At 66.4% G+C, this 18,731-nt stretch carries 14 protein-coding genes and 2 pseudogenes; 10 read left to right on the forward strand and 6 right to left on the reverse strand.

Translation table 11 applies throughout. The features are described from left to right. The first annotated feature begins 58 nt into the window (after positions 1–58). From IPQ13_10005 to IPQ13_10015, 3 genes and pseudogenes are all read left to right on the forward strand, one after another. Positions 59–1,876 (forward strand): annotated as a pseudogene (locus IPQ13_10005) (CehA/McbA family metallohydrolase). Between the two features lie 150 nt (positions 1,877–2,026). After that, positions 2,027–2,368, forward strand: a pseudogene (locus IPQ13_10010) (hypothetical protein). A 132-nt stretch (positions 2,369–2,500) separates the two neighbouring features. Next, complete coding sequence (locus tag IPQ13_10015; GenBank protein ID MBL0211227.1) at positions 2,501–4,141, forward strand: pre-peptidase C-terminal domain-containing protein; 1,641 nt, start codon at positions 2,501–2,503, stop codon at positions 4,139–4,141. 155 nt (positions 4,142–4,296) lie between these two features. Here IPQ13_10015 and IPQ13_10020 read toward each other — a convergent pair whose 3' ends face one another. Beyond that, the gene (locus IPQ13_10020) at positions 4,297–5,751 is read right to left on the reverse strand and encodes a DUF814 domain-containing protein (GenBank protein MBL0211228.1); all 1,455 of its coding nucleotides are present in this window, start codon (positions 5,749–5,751) and stop codon (positions 4,297–4,299) included. 93 nt (positions 5,752–5,844) lie between these two features. Between IPQ13_10020 and IPQ13_10025 the strand changes: the two genes are divergently transcribed. The 4 genes from IPQ13_10025 to IPQ13_10040 are packed head-to-tail and all read left to right on the forward strand — an operon-like array spanning position 5,845 to position 12,362. Beyond that, the gene (locus IPQ13_10025; GenBank protein MBL0211229.1) at positions 5,845–8,676 is read left to right on the forward strand and encodes a protein kinase; all 2,832 of its coding nucleotides are present in this window, start codon (positions 5,845–5,847) and stop codon (positions 8,674–8,676) included. Next, positions 8,676–9,299, forward strand: a complete 624-nt coding sequence (locus IPQ13_10030; GenBank protein ID MBL0211230.1) for a cyclase family protein — start codon at positions 8,676–8,678, stop codon at positions 9,297–9,299. The genes IPQ13_10025 and IPQ13_10030 overlap by 1 nt, the downstream gene beginning before the upstream one ends. Before the next feature lie 25 nt (positions 9,300–9,324). Continuing rightward, on the forward strand, positions 9,325–11,139 hold the full coding sequence (locus tag IPQ13_10035) for a DUF2339 domain-containing protein (protein MBL0211231.1): 1,815 nt from the start codon (positions 9,325–9,327) through the stop codon (positions 11,137–11,139). Next, the gene (locus IPQ13_10040; protein MBL0211232.1) at positions 11,136–12,362 is read left to right on the forward strand and encodes a DUF3999 family protein; all 1,227 of its coding nucleotides are present in this window, start codon (positions 11,136–11,138) and stop codon (positions 12,360–12,362) included. Before IPQ13_10035 ends, IPQ13_10040 begins: the two co-directional genes overlap by 4 nt. Positions 12,363–12,380: 18 nt before the next feature. Here IPQ13_10040 and IPQ13_10045 read toward each other — a convergent pair whose 3' ends face one another. From IPQ13_10045 to IPQ13_10055, 3 genes are read right to left on the reverse strand one after another with little or no spacing between them, the layout of a single operon-like run. Beyond that, the gene (locus IPQ13_10045) at positions 12,381–13,241 is read right to left on the reverse strand and encodes an EamA family transporter (protein MBL0211233.1); all 861 of its coding nucleotides are present in this window, start codon (positions 13,239–13,241) and stop codon (positions 12,381–12,383) included. A gap of 13 nt (positions 13,242–13,254) precedes the next feature. After that, positions 13,255–13,614 (reverse strand): antibiotic biosynthesis monooxygenase, encoded by a 360-nt coding sequence (locus IPQ13_10050; protein ID MBL0211234.1) that lies wholly within the window; start codon positions 13,612–13,614, stop codon positions 13,255–13,257. Further along, positions 13,611–14,120: an Lrp/AsnC family transcriptional regulator gene (locus IPQ13_10055; GenBank protein MBL0211235.1), complete on the reverse strand. Its 510-nt coding sequence runs from the start codon at positions 14,118–14,120 to the stop codon at positions 13,611–13,613. Before IPQ13_10055 ends, IPQ13_10050 begins: the two co-directional genes overlap by 4 nt. A 203-nt stretch (positions 14,121–14,323) precedes the next feature. Between IPQ13_10055 and kdsA the strand changes: the two genes are divergently transcribed. Then, complete coding sequence (gene kdsA / locus IPQ13_10060; protein ID MBL0211236.1) at positions 14,324–15,157, forward strand: 3-deoxy-8-phosphooctulonate synthase; 834 nt, start codon at positions 14,324–14,326, stop codon at positions 15,155–15,157. A 40-nt stretch (positions 15,158–15,197) separates the two neighbouring features. Here kdsA and IPQ13_10065 read toward each other — a convergent pair whose 3' ends face one another. Both IPQ13_10065 and IPQ13_10070 read right to left on the reverse strand, forming a co-directional pair. After that, positions 15,198–15,572, reverse strand: coding sequence for a hypothetical protein (locus IPQ13_10065; protein ID MBL0211237.1), 375 nt, complete (start codon positions 15,570–15,572; stop codon positions 15,198–15,200). Between the two features lie 75 nt (positions 15,573–15,647). Continuing rightward, positions 15,648–16,511: a bifunctional 5,10-methylenetetrahydrofolate dehydrogenase/5,10-methenyltetrahydrofolate cyclohydrolase gene (locus IPQ13_10070; protein ID MBL0211238.1), complete on the reverse strand. Its 864-nt coding sequence runs from the start codon at positions 16,509–16,511 to the stop codon at positions 15,648–15,650. Positions 16,512–16,792: 281 nt separating this feature from the next. On the opposite strand from IPQ13_10070, the gene IPQ13_10075 reads away from it, so the two are divergent. Both IPQ13_10075 and nth read left to right on the forward strand, forming a co-directional pair. Next, positions 16,793–17,194: a DUF3224 domain-containing protein gene (locus tag IPQ13_10075; GenBank protein ID MBL0211239.1), complete on the forward strand. Its 402-nt coding sequence runs from the start codon at positions 16,793–16,795 to the stop codon at positions 17,192–17,194. A gap of 59 nt (positions 17,195–17,253) precedes the next feature. Next, positions 17,254–18,708, forward strand: coding sequence for an endonuclease III (nth, locus tag IPQ13_10080; protein ID MBL0211240.1), 1,455 nt, complete (start codon positions 17,254–17,256; stop codon positions 18,706–18,708). The last annotated feature ends 23 nt before the right edge of the window (positions 18,709–18,731 follow it).

Genomic DNA, 18,731 nt, shown 5'->3' on the forward strand with positions numbered 1-18,731 from the left:
CGGCATTCCATCGGACCCCTGATTCTTGAATGAATCCGACTGCAGAGGTCCCATGCGAATGCACCGTTCCTGTCTCTCTCTTCTGGCCACGCTGCTCATCGGTTCGGCGCTCCCGGCGCAATCGCCGGCGCCTGTGAAAGGCGCGAGGATCCCCCATCCCGACCATAGCGAATTCGAGGCCCTGCTGAAGGTGCCTTTCGTGGGGGACCAGGGCGGCGACGCGCGGGTGTTCACGCTGCACTTCAGCTTCCCGGATGCGGAAGACCTGGCGGTGGCCGCGTGGCGCGTGGAGCTGACGGACAGCCGCGGCATCATCCTCCGCGCATGGCGGGGCGAGGCGCCCATGGCGAATGCCAAGGCGACCGTCCGCGTGCCCTGGGATGGCCTGGACCGCCGCGGCCGCGTCCTTCCGGCCGGGCACTACAAAGTGCGCATGATGGCGAGCTCGATGACCCAGCTGGAATTCCGCAAGGCCTTGCAGCCCGACCAGGCCAGCCGGGTCGAGCACCACTTGGCCAACGCCAGCGAGAATGTGGAAGACCAGACCTTCGACATCCAGGTCGGCAGGCCCGCGCGGCCCTCCATGCCGGCCTTCCGGGCCCTGCCCGTGAGCGCCGCCGGAGACACAGCCTTGGCCGCGGCCTCGAAGCAGGGCGCGCCGTTCGAGGCATCGCGGCCCGCGCTGGGCGGCCTGCCCTACACCATCTATTTCGGCAATCTGCATAGCCAGACCAACCACAGCGACGGCGGCGGCGAGATCAGCACCTGCTCGGGCGCGCATGCCCCCCAGAGCGGCACCTATGGACCCGCCCAGGCCTTCCAGTTCGCCTTGAACCAGGGCCTGGACGTGCTGATGTGCTCCGAGCACAACCACATGTACGACGGCTCCACGGGCACCAACACCGCCGCAGATCCCCTCACGGCCCACAACCTGTACCAGTCCGGTTTGTCCGCCGCATCCACCTTCAATGCCGCGAACCCCGGCTTCCTGGGCATCTACGGCCTGGAATGGGGCGTCATCAGCAATGGCGGCCATTTGAACATCCTGAACGCGGATGGCGTCCTCAACTGGGAGTCCAATGGCTCCGGCCAGCTCATCGGCGACTACAACACGCCCAAGAACGACTATGCGGGGCTCTACACGCTGATGAGGACCAAGGGCTGGGTGGGCCAGTTCAACCATCCTTCGCTCTCAAGCCAGTTCATCGTGGGCGGAACGGCCCTGGGCTACACGGCTGATGGCGACGAGGCCATGGCCCTCTGCGAAGTGCTCAACACTTCGGCCTTCTCCACCAACCTCACCGAAACCGAGACCGGCCACAGCAGTTGGGAGCAGACCTTCAACGCGCTCCTGGCCTACGGCTACCATCTGGCGCCCAGCACCGACCAGGACAACCACTGCGCCAACTGGGGCGCCAGCTCCACCAACCGGACGGGCGTGTTGATTCCCACCGGGACGCCCCTCACCATGGCGAGCTTCATGGATGCGGTCAAGGCCCGGCGCGTCTACGCCACCATGGACAAGAACGCGCAGCTCATCCTCACGGCCAATGGCCATGTCATGGGCGAGCGGTTCGTCAACAGCGGCTCCCTGACCCTGACCGCGAACTATTCCAGCGCCAACGGCCACACGGTCTCCCAGGTGCAGATCTTCGAAGGCGTCCCGGGCAGCGGCGTCGCCGTGAGCCAGACCTCCAACACGGCGGTCACCACCATCACTCCGGCCAATGGCGAACATTTCTATTACGCCAAGATCACCCAGGACAACGGCGACCTGATGTGGTCGGCACCAGTGTGGGTGACCCAGGGCGGAACCCCCGCCAACACCGTCACGGCCACCATCTCCAGCCCCACGGGCAATCTGACGGTCGCCTCGGGCACCGCGGTGAATTTCGCGGGCAGCGCCACCAGCAGCGCGGGAAACCCGCTCACCTATTCATGGAACTTCGGCGATGGCGGCACCGCCGCAGGAGCGGCGGCCAGCCACACCTTCACCAACAGCGGCGCGAGTCCGGCCGCCAGCACGGTGACCTTCACCGCCAACGACGGAACAGCCACGGGGACCGCGACCCGCGTGATCACCGTGAACCCGGCCGCCGGGGCGAACACCGCGCCGACCATTTCCGCCATCGGAAACCAGGCCACCGCGCAGGACACACCGACGGCGCCCATTTCGTTCACCATCGGCGACGCGGAAACCGCCGCCACCTCCTTGTCCGTGGCGGGCAGCTCCTCCAATGCGGCACTGCTTCCAAACGCGAATATCACCTTCGGCGGAACGGGTTCGGCCCGCACCTTGACCCTGACTCCCGCGGCCGGCCAGAGCGGCACAGCCGTGGTCACCGTGACCGTGACGGATGGCGGCGGCCTCGCCGCCAGCGCCTCGTTCACGCTCACCGTGAATCCCGCGGGCGGCGCCGGCAGCCTCCTCATCAGCCAGTACTACGAGGGCCTGAGCAACGACAAGTGGATCGAGATCACCAATGTCGGTAGCGCCGTGATGAACCTGGCCTCGCCGGCCCGTTACCTGGCCCTTTACGCGAACACCGCCGCGGACGCGCCTTCCGGCCTCGCTCCCAGCAGCTCCCTCGCCCTCACGGGCAGCCTGGCGCCGGGCGCCAGCCTACTCTTCAAGAACAGCGCCTCGGCCAATCCCACCTATGCCACAGGAACCGCCAGCGGCGTCATCAATTTCAACGGGGACGACCTGGTGATTTTGAGCGCCAGCAACGGCACCGCCGCCTGGGCGGACCGCCTGGATGTCGTGGGGAATGGCACGGCCTGGGGCACGGACAAGTCCTTCGCGCGGATCGCCACGGTCGGCGGTGGAAACCCGACCTACACGCCTGCGGAATGGACCCCGTTGACGCTGGCCGCCGTGAACGGCGCCGCCACCGGGACCACCGAACGGCTGGGCACCCACATCTTCGGATCCGCCCCTGCGGACACCCAGGCTCCCACCGTCAGCGCCACCGAGATCGGCACCAGCGGCACGATCACCTTCAATGCCACCGCTACGGATAACGTCGGCGTCACAAAGGTCGAGTTCTACGTGGATGGCGTGCTGAAGGGCACGGACACCGCATCGCCCTATTCCATGACGCTGGACTCCACCACCTTGACCAACGCAGCGCATTCGCTGACCGCCAAGGCCTATGACGCCGCCAGCAACATCGGCACGAGCACGGCCGTGAGCTTCACCATCAGCAATGCCGTGCCCGATACCCAGGCTCCCACCGTCAGCGCCACCGAGACCGGCACCAGCGGCACGATCACCTTCAATGCCACGGCCACGGACAATGTCGGCGTCACGAAGGTCGAGTTCTACGTGGATGGCGTGCTGAAGGGCACGGACACCGCATCGCCCTATTCCATGACCCTGGACTCCACCACGTTGACCAACGCAGCACATTCGCTCACCGCCAAGGCCTATGACGCCGCCAGCAACATCGGCACGAGTACGGCCGTGAGCTTCACCATCAGCAATGCCGTGCCCGATACCCAGGCTCCCACCGTCAGCGCAACCGAGACCGGCACCAGCGGCACCATCACCTTCAATGCCACGGCCACGGACAATGTCGGCGTCACGAAGGTCGAGTTCTACGTGGATGGCGTACTGAAGGGCACGGACACCGCATCGCCCTATTCCATGACCCTGGACTCCACCACGTTGACCAACGCAGCGCATTCGCTGACAGCCAAGGCCTATGACGCCGCCAGCAACATCGGCACGAGCACGGCCGTGAGCTTCACCATCAACAATTCCGTATCCACCACCTTTAATGAAGTGGAGGCCAACAACACCCAGGCCACCGCCAACGCAGTGGGTGCCACCATCACGAAGATCGTCGGCTACTTCCCATCCACGACCGACAACAACGACTACTTCAACGTCACCTTGCTGGCGGGCCGCACGCTCATCGTGGACATGACCGGTCCCACGGCATCCGCCCAGGACTACGATCTGTACCTGCTGAGCAGCACCGGCACGCAGCTGGCGTCCTCCACTGGCAGCAGCACCACCGAGCACGTGAGCTACAAGAACACCAATGCGACCGCGTCGAAGGTCATCACGATCCGCGTGAACCGCTACGCCAGTTCCAGCAGCGTCACACCCTACACGCTGACCATGAGCCGGTGACGGCATCCGGCTCCGGGTTTCAAGATCTAGTCTCAAGTCCTAAGTCTCAAGTCATTTTGAGGCGCCTCGGCGTACCACAATTGAATGCGGCCAAAGGCCGCCTCCATATTGAGACTTGAGACTTGGGACTTGGGCCTACAGCCCTCCGCCCCGCCTCACGCTTTTGGATATACGCGCAGCGCCTTCCACTGCTTGAGCATCACCTTTCCCGGCTCGAAACCCCGGGGTTTGCTCACATCGGCTACGCGGCAGAGGTGCACTTCCACCTTGCCGCCGTCCCTGGCCTTGCTATGGAAGGCCGCCAGTTCCGCGGCCCGCTCCAACACCTCCCGGGGGGCATCGCCCAGCTTGTCGGGATTACGGATGATGACGTGGCTGCCGGGCACGCCTGCCACATGCAACCACCAGTCCAAAGGCGCTGCGACCTTGAAGGTGAGGCGGTCGTTGTCCGCATCGCCTTTGCCGATGAGCACTTCGAATCCGTCGATGACCACGGAGCGGAAGGCCAGGCCTTTGCCGTCGGCGCGCCGGTTCGGCTGCTTGTCCTCGCGTTTGGGTAGTTGATTCATGGGCGTCTTGTTTTTGGGTTTTTCGGTTGGAGGCGCTGCGCCTAGATCGAGGGCCTTCAATTGTCGCAGCCGCTCGGCTTCCAGTTGCGCGACCTTTGCCAGTCCACGTTCCGCGCGCTTGGCCGCGGAGTACCACCGCTGGGCAGCGGCTTCGGCGTTCAATCCAGGAGGCAGGTCCAGCGTACTGCCGTCCAGCAGCTCCACGTGCCCCGGAGCGCCCTTCAAGCGATACAGCTCGGCCGAGAGGCGGGAGGCTTTGGACTTGGATCCGAGGGAAGCCCGATGGCGTTCAAGGTCCCGTTTCAGTGCCTCGCCCAGCCGATCAAGCCGGGCTCGCTCCGACACAAGCCGGCGGTCCACGGCGACCTTCGCAGGATTCAGCAGCAGGTGTTCCGCCTGGGCCAGGGACCAGGCGTGGTGGCGCGCCGCCAGATCGCCTTCGCCATCGAGAATTTCATCCAGGGCGCCCGAGAGGGCCAACTCCAGGCGGTCCGGGAAGGCGTCCTTCCACCTCAGCAGGGGCGGAGGATCGTGGTCGGGCACGGGCGCCACGGCCGGAAACGGCGAGCCCATGCCGATCCGGACCGCATTCAGATCCAACCCATCGAGCCGGAGCCCGGCGCGGCCGGGGATGGCCTGAAAGGCAAGGCGCATGCCCTCGATGCGGCCGGTGAGCACGCGCCGCCGGAAATCCAGTCCCAGCCACCGCTCCCGGGGATCGCCATGGACGGCTTCGAGCCGCGCGCCTTTCAATTCCAGACCCCAGCGCCGGGACAGCTCCACCTTGGCTTCGGCTTTGAGAATCCGGCAGGCCTCGTCGCCCTCCCGCACGAGCCACAGCCGGGGCCCCGGGTGCAGCAGGAAGACCCAGGTCCACCCGCGTCCGGAACCTTTGGATGGGCTGAAGACCATCAGCAGGGCCCGGTGCGACACATGCACCGCGTCCACGGATGCGCCCAGGGCCAGCCGGTGGCGGGCGAGGGCGAGGAGCAGCGGCGCATCCATGGTTCCAAGGTGGCACACCTGGGCCCTGCGGGCCATGCGGCTGTCCCGTGCGGCCTACCGCTCTGCCACACTGGACCTTCTTCTCGGATCCTCCATGCTGTTCGTCCGCACGCTCCGCAGCTTCCGCGCGTGGGGGATTTTCCTCCCCCTGCTGGCGGTGCTGTCGGGGGTGCCTCCGCTGAGGGCCCAGACGCCTTCGACCATCCCCCGCCGGGCATCGAAGCCCTGGATGCGGGATGGCGCTACCACGCGGGCGATGATGCCGCCTGGGCCCGGCCCGACTTGAACGACCAGGGGTGGATCGAGCTACCGAGCCTGCGGAAAGTGCGGAGCCCCACACCTTCGGGGCCCGTGTGGTTCCGCCGCCGGGTCCAGCTGCCCCGGGGGGCGAGGGGGCAGGAATGGGGGCTGGCTTTCGGCCGGGCCTTCGCGAGCGCCGAGGTCTACGCGGACGGCCGTTTGGTGGGCAGTTCCGGCAGTCTGGGACCGCCTCCCGAAGGGCCTCCTGTTTCAGACCTGAAAGCCTTCGCCATACCGCTGGCGCCTGCGGGGAATACCCTCAGCCTGGCCATCCGCACCGACTTGCCGCCGGAGTACGCGGAAATGGAGGGCGGCCGCGGAACGGCTCTGGGCCGGGTGGTCTGGGTCGGCCCTTCGGCGCTGGTGCAGGCCTTTGCGGCCCAGACCAATGCCCTTGCGGAGGCCGCCTCCGCGCGCGCAGACCTCAGCCACTGGGTGCTGATGATCAGCTTCGTAATGATGGGCCTCTTCCACCTGCAGCTATTCTCGAGGCGGAAGGATGCCCGCTACTACCTTTGGTTCGGCCTGGTGGCCATTTCCATGGGCCTGCGGGAAAGCGCCCTGACGGATTGGGCCATCGGCCCCTTCGGCCATCCCCGCATCACCTTCTGGGCCTCCTGGTTCTTCCTGCTCAGCAGCAGCCCGCCCTTCATCGAATTCCTCTGGCCCTTCCTGGGCCACCCCATTCCGCGCTGGCTGCGGGTCTACCAGGCCTCCTTCATCATCCCGGCCCTGGCGCTTTTCCTGCCGGTGGACCTGGCCCTCCAGGTCATCCGGACCATCGGGCCCTACTGGGGCCTGCCCGGCCTGCTGCTGGGCGCGTGGCTCGTGGCGCAAGGCGCCTGGAAAGGCCGCGCGGAGGCCCGCACCATCGCGTTCGGCATGGCGATGGTCATCCTCGGCGGACTCTATGAACTGGCCTACTGGGTGGGCTGGTGGCCCTATGTCGGCACCCTTTCCGTGGGATTCATGGCCTTCCTCGGCAGCATGGCCGTATCCGTTTCCAACCGCTATGCCCGCGCCCACGCGGAGACCGAAGCCCTGAACCGCACCCTGGAGCAACGCGTCCTGGACCGCACCGCGGAACTGGAGGATGCCCAGGCGCGCGTGCACCGCCTCACCGAAAGCTCGCGCCAGGCCATGCGCGATCCGGGCGCCTGGTCCGAGGCCATGGCCAATGAGCTCGCGCAATCGCTGGATGCTGCCTCCGTCGAGGTTTGGCGGATGGAAGACGGCGGACTTTCGAAGCTGACGGTCCACACGGGCGAGGCGCCGGATCTCCGGACGCTTGAACTGGGGCTCCACCAGCCGCCCGCATTCCCGGAAGGCCGGGAAGTGGTCCTGCCTGTGTCAGGCATGAGCGGGGATCTCCGCGCGGCGGTGATGGTGAGAGGCAAGCAGGGCCCCTGGAGCGAACCGGAAAAGCGGCTGCTCGAGACCTTCGCCAACCAGTTGGGCGGGGCGCTGGAATTATCGCGGATGCGCTCGGAGGTGGAGGCGGCCACCCAGCGCAGGACCGCCACGAGGCAGGCGCTCCTGGAGCAGGGGTCGGGGCTGCTCCAGGTCTGTCCCCAATGCCGGCGCTGCTTCGACCACAACCTGACCATCTGCGCCGCGGACGGCTCGGTGCTGGATTCCACGCGCATCTTCCCCTACCGGATCGCTTCGCGCTACCGCCTGACCCGGTTGCTCGGCGAAGGAGCCATGGGCCTGGTCTTCGAGGTGGAAGATGAGCGGCTGCAGAGGCGGGTGGCCCTCAAAGCCATCAAGCCCGAGCATTTCAACAGCCCCGAAAAACGCATCCGGTTCGAACAGGAGGCCCGGGCCCTGGCGCAGATCCACCACCCGGGCGTCATCGCCATCTACGACAGCGGCGAACTGGAGGACGGCACCATCTACCTGGTCATGGAGAGGCTGAAGGGCGCGACCCTGCGCAGCCTGCTGGACACCTTCGGTCCCGGCACGCCGGCTCAAGTAGGGAGCATGCTGCTGCAGTGCGCCGACGCGCTGGACGCGGCCCACAAGTCCGGGCTGATCCACCGGGATATCAAGCCCGACAACATCTTCGCCGCGGCCTCGCCCGATGGCCTGCGTTTCAAACTGCTGGATTTCGGCCTGGCCAAGGAAATGGCGGTGGACAGCACCCTCACCCAAACGGGCGTGGTCATCGGCACGCCGCTGTACATGTCGCCGGAGCAGATCCGGGACGAACCGATGGATGCGCGGAGCGACCTCTACGCGCTCGCGGTGGTGGGCTACGAGGCGCTCGCCGGGCAACGCCTGGTGCAATCCAAATCGCTGCCGGACATCCTGGTGGAAGTGGCCCACAAGGCGCCAAAACCATTGCGGGACCTGGTTCCCGGCCTGCCGCCGAAAATTTGCGCGGCCTTCGACCAGGCCCTGGCCAAGCATCCTTGGCAGCGGCCCGACAGCGTCCTGGCCTGGGCGGAGCAAATGGCGAAACGCCTGCTTCTCGTGCGGCTGGACCGCAAGGGCTGGCCTGAAAACCTTGAAGACACACCATCATCGGGATTCACGTCCTCGGGACATAGGCCACCTTCCAACGAGGGCTTGACCTACATTCCTGATGGCGATGAAACCAGGCTCATGGACGAGCGGCCAATGGCCAAAGGAATGGGTTCAGCCGGAGGAGAGGCCTAGTGCGCATCCTGGATATCTCGCCTCTCATTTCGGAACGCATCGCCGTGTGGCCCGGAGACGTTCCGTTTTCCCGGGCGGTGGGCAGCGCCATGGCGCGGGGCGACAACCTGGATCTCAGTTCCATCGCCGCCACGCTGCACCTGGGCGCCCACGCGGATGCGCCCTCCCATTACCTCCGCGATGGGCTGGGCATCTCTGATGTCGAGCTTCCCCCCTACCTCGGCCCTTGCCAGGTGGTGCGGGTCTCCCTGCCGCGGGGAGCTCGCATCCTGCCAGGGGACATCGGCGAGATCCTCGCGCCGCGCGTGCTCTTCCGCACACAGTCCTTTCCCGATCCCAGCCGTTTCAACACGGATTTCAACAGCCTCTCGCCGGAGCTGATCGAGCGCCTCCATGGCCAAGGCTGCGTATTGGTGGGCCTTGATACGCCGTCGGTGGATCCCTTTGATTCGACCGCCCTGGAAAGCCACGCCGCCCTGGCCCGCACGGGCATGCGCAATCTGGAAGGCCTCGTGCTGGACCAGGTGGATCCCGGGCTCTACACGCTCATCGCCCTGCCCTTGAAGCTGGAGGGCGCCGACGCATCGCCAGTGCGTGCCATTCTGATGGCGGATCTGGGATGATGTCTCCACGATCCCGGAGCAACCGATGACTGACCAACCTGACGGCTCCGACCTTGCAGAGCGCGTGAAGAAGCTCGAAGACCAGGTGGCCTGGCTCACGGCCCAGGCGCAAGCGGCGGCCCTGGCCGCGCCTGCCGCCGTGGGCGCTCCGCCGCGGCCCGTGCCGCGCCCCGGTCCGCCCCCCAGGCCGCCGAGGCTGCCGAAGCCTCCCACCGAAACCAATCCGATGCTCTGGATCGGTGGCATCGGCGCGGGCATCCTCCTGCTGGGCGTGATCTTCTTCCTGGGGTGGACCATCCAGCAGGGCTATCTGGGTCCAGGACCGCGGCTGCTCCTCGGATTGGCGGCGGGCAGCGCCATGACCTTCGGCGCCGCGATGATGATCGTGAAGGGCACCCGCAAGCTGGGCGTCTGCGTGCTGGCGGCGGGTCTCGGCACCTTGCTGCTCACGCTCTACTACGGCACCAGCACCGATCCCAAGTTGCTTTCCTCAAGCCTCGGATTCGCAGGCATCGGCCTCGCGATCATGTTCGGCGGGGGCCTCGCGGCCAAGGCGGAATCCGGCGGCGCCCTCGTGGTGACATTGATCATCGCCTTCTGGGCGCCCATCGCCTTCAGCGAGGGGGGCCACCACGAGGTGGCGCTCACCCTCTACCTGGGGGTGCTCATGGCCGCCGCCCTCGCCGTGCCCTACCTCGCCAAGGTCGGCGCCCGGTGGGGCGTGGCGCGCTGGGTGGCCGTCACGGGCCTGTGGATCCTGCTGGCGGCGGCCTCGCTGAGCACGGATCCGGAGGATGCCTTCACGATGCTCCTGCTGCTGGGCTTCCATGCCCTGCTGTCGGCGCTTTGGATCTGGCTTCCGGGCCAGGGGGAGGCGAAGCCCCGCACGCCGACGATCCTCTGGTTCCTGGTTTCCCTCAGCCTGACGAGCCTGGCCTGGGCGCTGTGGAAAAAATTGGCCTGGACGCCGGAGTGGTTCGCGGGGCCCGCGCTGCTGTTTGCCGCCGTGAACCTCGGCATGGTCAAGCCGCTCCGGGCGCGGCTCGGTTCAAAACAGGCGGATCTGGGCCTGCTGGTGCTGGCCGCGGGCCATCTGGCCTTGGCGGTCCCCATCGCCATGCACTGGAAATGGGTCGGACCGATGTGGGGCGCCTTCGCGCTGGGCCTCGCCTGGGCCGCGGGCCGGGCCGAGGGGATGGAGGATTGGGAGGAATCGGAAATCGCTTCGTTGCGGCGCCTGGCCTTCGGCATGGCGGTGCTGGCTTCCATCCGGTGGCTCGTGGGCAGCGTGGATGTGTGGGAGCACACCTTCTCCTACCGCTATTCCGGCAACCTGGCCTCAGGCATGCCGGTGCTCAACGGCGTCTTCGCCGAAGGCCTGCTGGTTTCCGCCGCCTGGCTGCTGATGGCGCGGCGCAAGGGGGCCATGGCGGTGCTCGCCTTCCTGGCGCTGGAATTCACGGCGAACCTGACGCTGGCCCTGGAAGCCGCGCGCATCGTCCATGCGGTCCAGGCGAGCGGCCTCCCCACCTATGCGGACTACGGAGGACGCTATCTGGAAACCCGGGGCGCCTCCATCGCGGTCACCCTCGTCTGGGCGCTCAGCGGCGCGATGCAATGGCTGCGCAGCTTCGCGGCGGAGGACCAAGGCGTGCGGCGCGCCCTCGCCGTGGGAGGCTACGTCTGGCTGGCCATCGCGAGCCTCAAATTGCTGGGCGTGGATACGAGCCAGGCCAGCGCCGGCGTGCGCGCCCTGGCCTTTCTCGCTGTGGGCGGCATCTTTTTGACCGTGGCCTTGCTGGCGAACAAGATGAAACGGCGGCCCGGGGAGGCAGCATGAACAGGACCGCCTTGGTGTTCTTAGCTGCGCTGCTGCTCGGCTGCGCTGCTGAGGACCGTTCCCGCGTGCAGCGCCGCCCCCTCGAGCTGGCCCCCCAGAATGGCTGGGCCCGGGTCCGGCTGGATGGCGAAGCGCAGCGGAACCGGCAGGGATTGTGGATCGGCGACGCCGAGGGCAATTCCATCCCGTTCCTCCTGGAGCGCGAAGGCCTGTGGGCGCCGCAGGTGCTGGAGACGGCCCACTACCTGGCGGGCAAGGATGCGAAGGGCTACCCCACCGCCGAGTTCGCGCTGGTTTTCCCGAACGGCTGGCAGGTGCGGGAGCGCGAACACCTGCGCCTCGATCTGGACCTCGAAGGCAAATCCCCCTGGGTGGCCCGCGTGGACATCTCCCGGCGCATGGAAAACGGCGGCTACCTGACCCTGGAACGGGCCTCGCCCTTTTTCGTCTACGACCTTGCCAACGACCGCCACACCTCGCAGATCACGCTGCCCTGGGATGCGGAGCGCTACCGCGTGACCCTGGTGCCCACCCAGGGTCACGCGCCGAGCCTCCGGGGCCTGCGCGTCACCGCGAGCACCTGGCCCGAACAACTGGACGCCGACGAAGTGGTCGAACCCCAGCGCATGAAGGAAGCCTTGGCTCCTTCTGGCGAATCCTGGCGCTTGAGCCTGCCCGCCGCGGAGCGCGTGGTGGGGGCGGACGTGCTGCTGAAGGCCCCGGTGGCGCCGGTCCACGTGAGGGTGGATGCGGAAGAAAAGGACGCGAACGGCTCGAGGCATCCATCGCTCAGGCCCATGGGCGGCGGCACTGTGTGGAACCTCCCGGCGCTGCAGACCCGCGCCACCCGCGTGGCGCTGGACCCCACCATCTCGGATCGGATGCGCCTCCAACTGCCGGAAAACACGACGCTCGAATCCGTGAAATTGCTGATCCGCCACGAGGCCCTGCTCTTCCCGGCGGAAGCCTCCAAACCCTACTACCTGCACTTCGGCGGCCGCGCGAAGCAGGCGCCGGGCAACTTGGGGGCTTTGCCGCCGAGCCGAGCGGTCTACAGCCGGAATCCGCTGAAGTTGATGGCCGCCGAGGCGGACCCCCATGGCCTTGGCATCATCCTCGACAAGGGCGACCAGACGCGGCCCTGGCTGGCCTGGGTGGTGGGCCTCGTGGTGCTGGTGCTTGGTTTCGCCGCCTTCAAATTGCTGCGGAGCGGCGAGGCGTGAGGCGCGGCGGTTGCCTGGTCAACTGGATTCCGCCATCATCCGCGGAGCTGGCTTCAACTGCACCAGCGCGATGCCCGCCAGGATCACGATCAGTCCCAGGCCCATCCGCAAACCGAAGGGCTCGTGCAGGAACAGGCTTCCCAGCAGCAGCGCCACCACGGGGTTGATGTAGGTGTAGGTGCCCATCTTGGCGGGGCTCCAGACGCGCGCCAGGTAGATGTAGGCGGTGAAGGCGAGCAGGGAGCCGAAGAGGGCGAGATAGCCCACTGCCAAGGCCGCCTTGAGCGTGAGGCCGTGGTGCAGGTAGCCGCCGCTCAAAGGCGCGGCCGCATGTCCGATGACAGCCGCGGTCAGCATCTGCACGCCGACCTGCTTCAGATAGGCGCTGCCCTGGATGTGGTGCTTTCCGTGGAGCGTCCCGAAGGACCAGATCATGGTGGCCAAGAGCAGCGCGCCCACCCCTCCGAGGTGGATCCGGCCCGCCAGGGGATTCGCCAGCACGCCCACCCCGACGAGCCCGATCAGCAGGCCGGTCCAGGCGCGCGGGCCCATGCGCTCGCCGCTGAAAAGGGCCAGGAACACCGGCACCATGGCGCAGATGATGGCGGCCATTCCGCTGCTGACCTTCAATTCGGCCCAGCTCACTAGGGCATTGGAACCCGCCAGGAGCAGGGCTCCCACGAGCAGCAGATGGGGCCAGTCCTCCTTCCGCAGGGACGGTTCCCGGCGCAGGAAACCCAGGCCCAGCGCCAGGATCCCGCCCACCGTGAAGCGCGCCGCCACCATGCCGTAGGGCGTGAAGGATTCCAGGCCCAGGGCGATGGCGAAATAGGTGGAACCCCACACGATGGCGCAGGTGAGATAGGCGAGCAGAGGCATTGTGGTGATTCCTTCACATCTTCGATTCGTTGATGCCGGGGCGGGCGCTGGCGCGTTCCACCTTGGCGACGCGCAGGGAAAAGGCCGCGTACCATTTTTCTTTCCCGAGACGCTGGGCCATGGCGTGTTCGATGTGGTTCTTCCAGGTTTTGATGGCCTCCTCGTCTGTCCAGTAGCTCACGGTGATGCCCAGGCCGCTGGCCTCCCGCACGCTCTCCACGCCGAGGAAGCCCGCCTGCTGGGCCGCCAGTTCGACCATGCGGTCCGCCATGCGGCCGTATCCCTCGTCGCCTTCCGTCCGCAGGCTCGTGAAGATCGCGGCGTAGTAGGGCGGTTCGGGCGTGTTCGCGATGAGCGGGTGCAAGGGGCTCATTTGCGCTTGGCCTTTTTGACGGGGGTTTCGTTCGGGAAGGGGCTCGGCCCGGGCTTTTCGAAATGGGTCTGGAGCACCACGGTGGTGCGCGTCGTGACCTGGGGGCCCAGGGCCCGGATGCTGCGCAGGCGCTCGCTCATGCCTAGGGGCGTGTCGGCCACCACCTTGAGCAGCAGGCAGTCTTCGCCCGCCACGGTGTGGGCTTCCAGGACGTCCCGTTCCTTCTCCAGGGCCTGCCAGAGCGCCAGCTCCAGGGCTTCATCGTTGTTGGCGCGGTAGCGCACGGCCACAAAGGCGACGACGGGTTTCAGCACCGAGGCGGGGCTCACCAGGGCGGCGTAGCCTTCGAGGATGCCGCTCTCCTCCAGCCGCTTCACGCGGTCGATGACCGTGGGGCGGCTCACCCCGAGGCGTTCCGCCAGCTCCGCGTGGCTGATGCGGCCCTCGGCTTGGAGCGTCGCCACCAGGCGGCGGTTCAGGTCGTCTTCCATAGGGTGTTTGAACACGGCTGCCCCCCAATTTCCAAGATGATCCGGATGAACATAAATGCAACCAATATAAGTTATGTATTTACATAATGTAAACGTTTAACTCGCGCATGACCGGGACCCAGGCCCTTGGCAGGATTCCAGTCGGCAGGCGCCCAATCGGCGCCGTCTGCCCAGCCGGCTCCCGCGCTACCCTAGGAGCTGAGCACGCCGGAGCGACCATGGACTTCACCCAGCCCTGTACCGAGAACAGCTTCTTCCTCATCGCCGGGCCCTGCGTCATCGAATCCAGGGAGCACACGCATTTCATGTCGGCGCAGCTGCGGGACATCGCCGAGGAGCGGGGCATCCCCTTCATCTACAAAAGCAGCTTCGACAAGGCCAACCGCACGTCCAAGGACAGCTACCGCGGCGTCGAGATGGAACAGGGCCTGGACATCCTCGCGGAAGTCCGGCAGAAACTCGGGGTGCCCGTGCTCACGGACGTGCACGAGAGCCATCAGTGTGCGCCGGTGGCGGACGCCGTGGATGTGCTGCAGATTCCGGCCTTTCTCTGCCGGCAGACGGACCTGCTGGTGGCCGCGGCCAGGACGGGCCGCACCGTGAACCTGAAGAAGGGCCAGTTCCTGGCGCCCTGGGATTTGAAGAATGCGGTGGACAAGATGCGGAGCGTCGACGGCCACGGCGATCTCTGGGTCACCGAGCGCGGAAGCACCTTCGGCTACGGCAACCTGGTGGTGGATTTCCAGAGCTTCCCCCACCTCCGCAGGACCGGCTGCCCGGTGGTCTTCGACGCGACCCATAGCGTCCAGAAGCCCGGCGCCCTGGGCGACAAGACCGGCGGCGCCCGGGAGATGATCCCCACCCTCGCCCGGGCCGCGGCCACGGCGGTGGACGGCTTCTTTTTCGAGGTCCATGATTGTCCCGAAAAGGCCTTCAGCGACGGTCCCAACGCCATGCCGCTCGAAGACTTCGGCCCCCTGCTGGACCAGTTGCTCGCCATCTGGAGAGTGAGCAGGAACGCGGCTTTGGCGGATCGGGCGGGGAAGGGTTGAATTCAGAGAAATTGTTTAGGCGTCCGTTGCCACCCTGCGCTCACAGCCCCCTCAGCCGCCCCCGCCGGGCCCGCTCTTCTTCGATTCCGGCGTCCTCCTCGGCGGCCTCATCCTCCATGGCGCTCACGGTGACCGGCCGGCCTTCCAGGTTCCAGGTGAGGCCGTCCTCTTCGAAGAAGACGTTCCGGGCCTCGTCCCACCGGCCCTTCATGGTCTCCTCGCCGTTGAAGAACAAGGCGTCTTTCCGCTCCGGGAAGTCCGCCAGCCAGAGCGGATCCTGGTCCCCCCGCACCTTGATTTGAAGGACCAGCCAGGGCTCCCCGCGTTCCGCCATGGTCTGCACGGCCTCCATCATGACCAGGGGCGGCGTGGTCGGCTGGCCCCGCAGGCTGTCCAGGTCGTTGATACGCTTCATGCGCCACATGGAACACCTTATATATTTGTGATTAATTTGACAAAATGTAAAAAATAAATCAACCAGATGAACAGCTCATTCGACGCCCGCCGCGTAGGTCAGATTCAGCAGCGCCATGGCGCGGGTGACCTTGCCGATGCTGTTCTTGGTGGTGTCGGTGTAGTGGATGCCACGGGCGTCCAGGGCTTCGTAATCGAAATTCCCCTGCCCGCTCAGATCGAAGCACAGCGTGCCGTCCTTGATCCATTCGGTCCGGATCTGGAACCCCGGCGCCGGCACCGCGCTGACGATGACATCGGCCAGTTGGATGAACCGCTCCAGGTGCTGAGGGTTCGTGTTCTGGTGGCAGAGGATCGGCGTGGCCTTCAGGTTCGCCACCATGGCGGTGAGGGGGCGGCCGATGCGCAGGGAGTCGTTGATGACGAGCACCGTTTTCCCGCTCAAGTAGGTATCCCCAAAACCGCGCTTGAGTGTCTTCACCATGGCGCGGGCTGTGCATGGCGTCATGCAGCGGTGGTCCGTGCCGTCCATGCGCTTGCGGTACTTGTTCAGGTAGCCGATGTTCGTGGCGTGCAGGCCCTCGATGTCCTTCTCGGGATCCACCAGGTCCATCACCTCGTCATCCTTGATGTCCGCGTAGCGCAGGGGATAGAAGATGAAGATGCCCTGGGTCTTGTCGTCCTGGTTGAGCCGGGCCACGGTCTTCACCAGCTCCATGCCGCTGGCCACCCCGATGTCTTTGGCGTCGATGCCCAGGTCCTCGCAGTCCTTCATCAGCCATTTGTGGTAGACGACGCAGCCCATGTCGTCGCAGCCGAGGATCACGCCGAGTCCGGGCGAAAATCCCAGTTTCTTGATGTTCTGCCTGATGATCTGGCGGTAGTGGAGGGAGGTTTCCTGGCAGTCCAATTTCCCGGTGAGCAGCAATGACATCGACACCTCGCCTTCCATTCTAGACGGTCGGAGCCCGGCACGCGCGCACCCCGGGGGTTTCCGCTCGGGCCGCCAAGCTCCCCACGTCCGGCCCGAGCGGGTCGCATCAAGAGCTGTTCGGCCCCAGCGGAAATCCGATGATAATTCCGTGACGGGCCCCCATCCGGGATAGCCGGGGAGAATCCATGCGAACCACGCTTCATTACCTCGCCTTCGCCATCGCCTGCACCTCGCTGCCCGCCCAGGCGGCGGCGCAGCCCAAACCCGCGCCTAAAAAGGAGTCCTCCGTGACCATCCAAGCCAGCGGCACTTTCGACGTGAAGCTCGCGCCCCTGCCGGGCGAGGCCGCTTCGGATCCAGGCCTGGGACGCATGTCCATCGACAAGCGGTTCCATGGCGACCTCGAAGCGTCCAGCCTGGGGCAGATGCTGATGGCCGGCACGGAGGTGAAGGGCTCCGCGGGGTATGTGGCCCTCGAGAAAGTGAGCGGGAAATTGCACGGCCGCAGCGGCACCTTCATCCTGCAGCACAGCGGGACCATGACGCGCGGCGCGGGCCAATTGACGGTGACGGTGGTGCCCGATTCGGGCACCGGCGAACTGAAGGGCCTTGCGGGAAAGCTGACCATCGATATCCGGGACGGCCAGCACTTCTATGGCTTCGAGTACACCTTGGCGCCAGCACCGTGATCGGCGGTCCCCGGGGCCGGGGAGCGGAATCAGAGACCAGCCATCGCTAGACTGGATCCATGCGATGGACCAAGCCGAAGCTGAAGACGCTGCAGGACGACCTGGCGCGGGCCTATCCCGACGCCAAGTGCGCGCTGGACCACCGCGATCCCTTCCAGCTCGTGGTGGCGACGGTGCTCAGCGCCCAGTGCACGGATTCGAGGGTGAATGTCACCACCCCCGGACTCTTCGCGCGCTATCCCGACCCAGAAAGCCTTGCGAAGGCAAAACCCGCGGAGTTGGAGTCCCTGATCCGCAGCACGGGCTTCTACCACAACAAGGCGAAGAACCTGCTCGGCCTCGCCAACGCGCTTCTGGCGCGGCATTCCGGGAAGGTGCCGAAAGATGCCGCGGAACTCGCGGCCCTGCCCGGCGTCGGCCAGAAAACTGCCAATGTGGTGCTTGCCAACGCCTTCGGCGTCCCGGCCCTGGCGGTGGATACGCATATCTTCCGGGTGGCCCGCCGCCTGGGGCTTTCCGCCGCAAGGACGCCTGAAAAGGTCGAGGTGGATCTCTGCCGCCTCTTTCCGCGCGAGGACTGGATCGAGCTGCACCACCAGCTCATCTTCCATGGCCGCCGCTGCTGCGAGGCCCGCAAACCCGACTGCGGGAACTGCCCCGCGCTGCGGCTCTGCGACGTGGGGCAGGGGAAGGCGGTGGATCCGCATTCGGGCTCAACCTTAACGGTCCGGGTCATGGGGAAGGAGGCGAAGCAGTCGGCGCCCGCCCTCGACCCTCGACCCTCGACCCTCGACGCTTCGCCGAAGCGCATCATCTCGCTCGTGCCGAGCGTCACGGAGCTGCTGGTGCAGTGGGGATTGGCGTCGCGGCTGGTGGGCCGCACCCGCTACTGCATCGCGCCGAAATGGATCCGCGCCACGGTGCCGGACGTGGGCGGCACCAAGGATCCGGATTTCAAGCGCATCGCGGAGCTAAAGCCGGACCTGGTGATCCTGGAAAAGGACGAGAACCTGGAATCCGCGGCGGACGCGCTCACGGGCCTCGGCCTTCCATGGCTGGCCCTCGAAATCCGCACCCTGGAGGATTGCATGGCCGCTTGGCTCCTGCTGGGCCGGCGGCTCGGCGCGGCGGCGCAGGCGAAGGCCCGTGCCGCGGATTTGAAGGCGCTGCTCGGACGACGCCAGGCAGGGGGTCCGCGGGCGCTCACGCTCATCTGGAAGGAGCCCTGGATTTCCGCCGGACCGGACACCTACCTCGGGGATCTGGTGCGCTGCGCTGGATTCACTCCCATCGGACCGGAACGCTATCCACGTCTGGCGGACCAGGATCTGGATGCGCTGGAAGCGGAGGTGGTCCTGCTTCCTTCGGAGCCCTACCGGTTCACCCAACGGCACGCGGCGGAGCTGCGGAAACGCTTCCCCGGCGCGAAGGTCCACCTGGTGGATGGCCAGGCCATGACCTGGTACCTGAGCCGCACGGAACTTGGGCTTGAGTGCCTGCGGGCTCTGCTGTGATCCTGGTGGTTCGCTCGTCGTGA

This window comes from Holophagaceae bacterium (assembly GCA_016720465.1).
In the GTDB taxonomy this organism is placed as follows: Bacteria; Acidobacteriota; Holophagae; order Holophagales; family Holophagaceae; genus JANXPB01.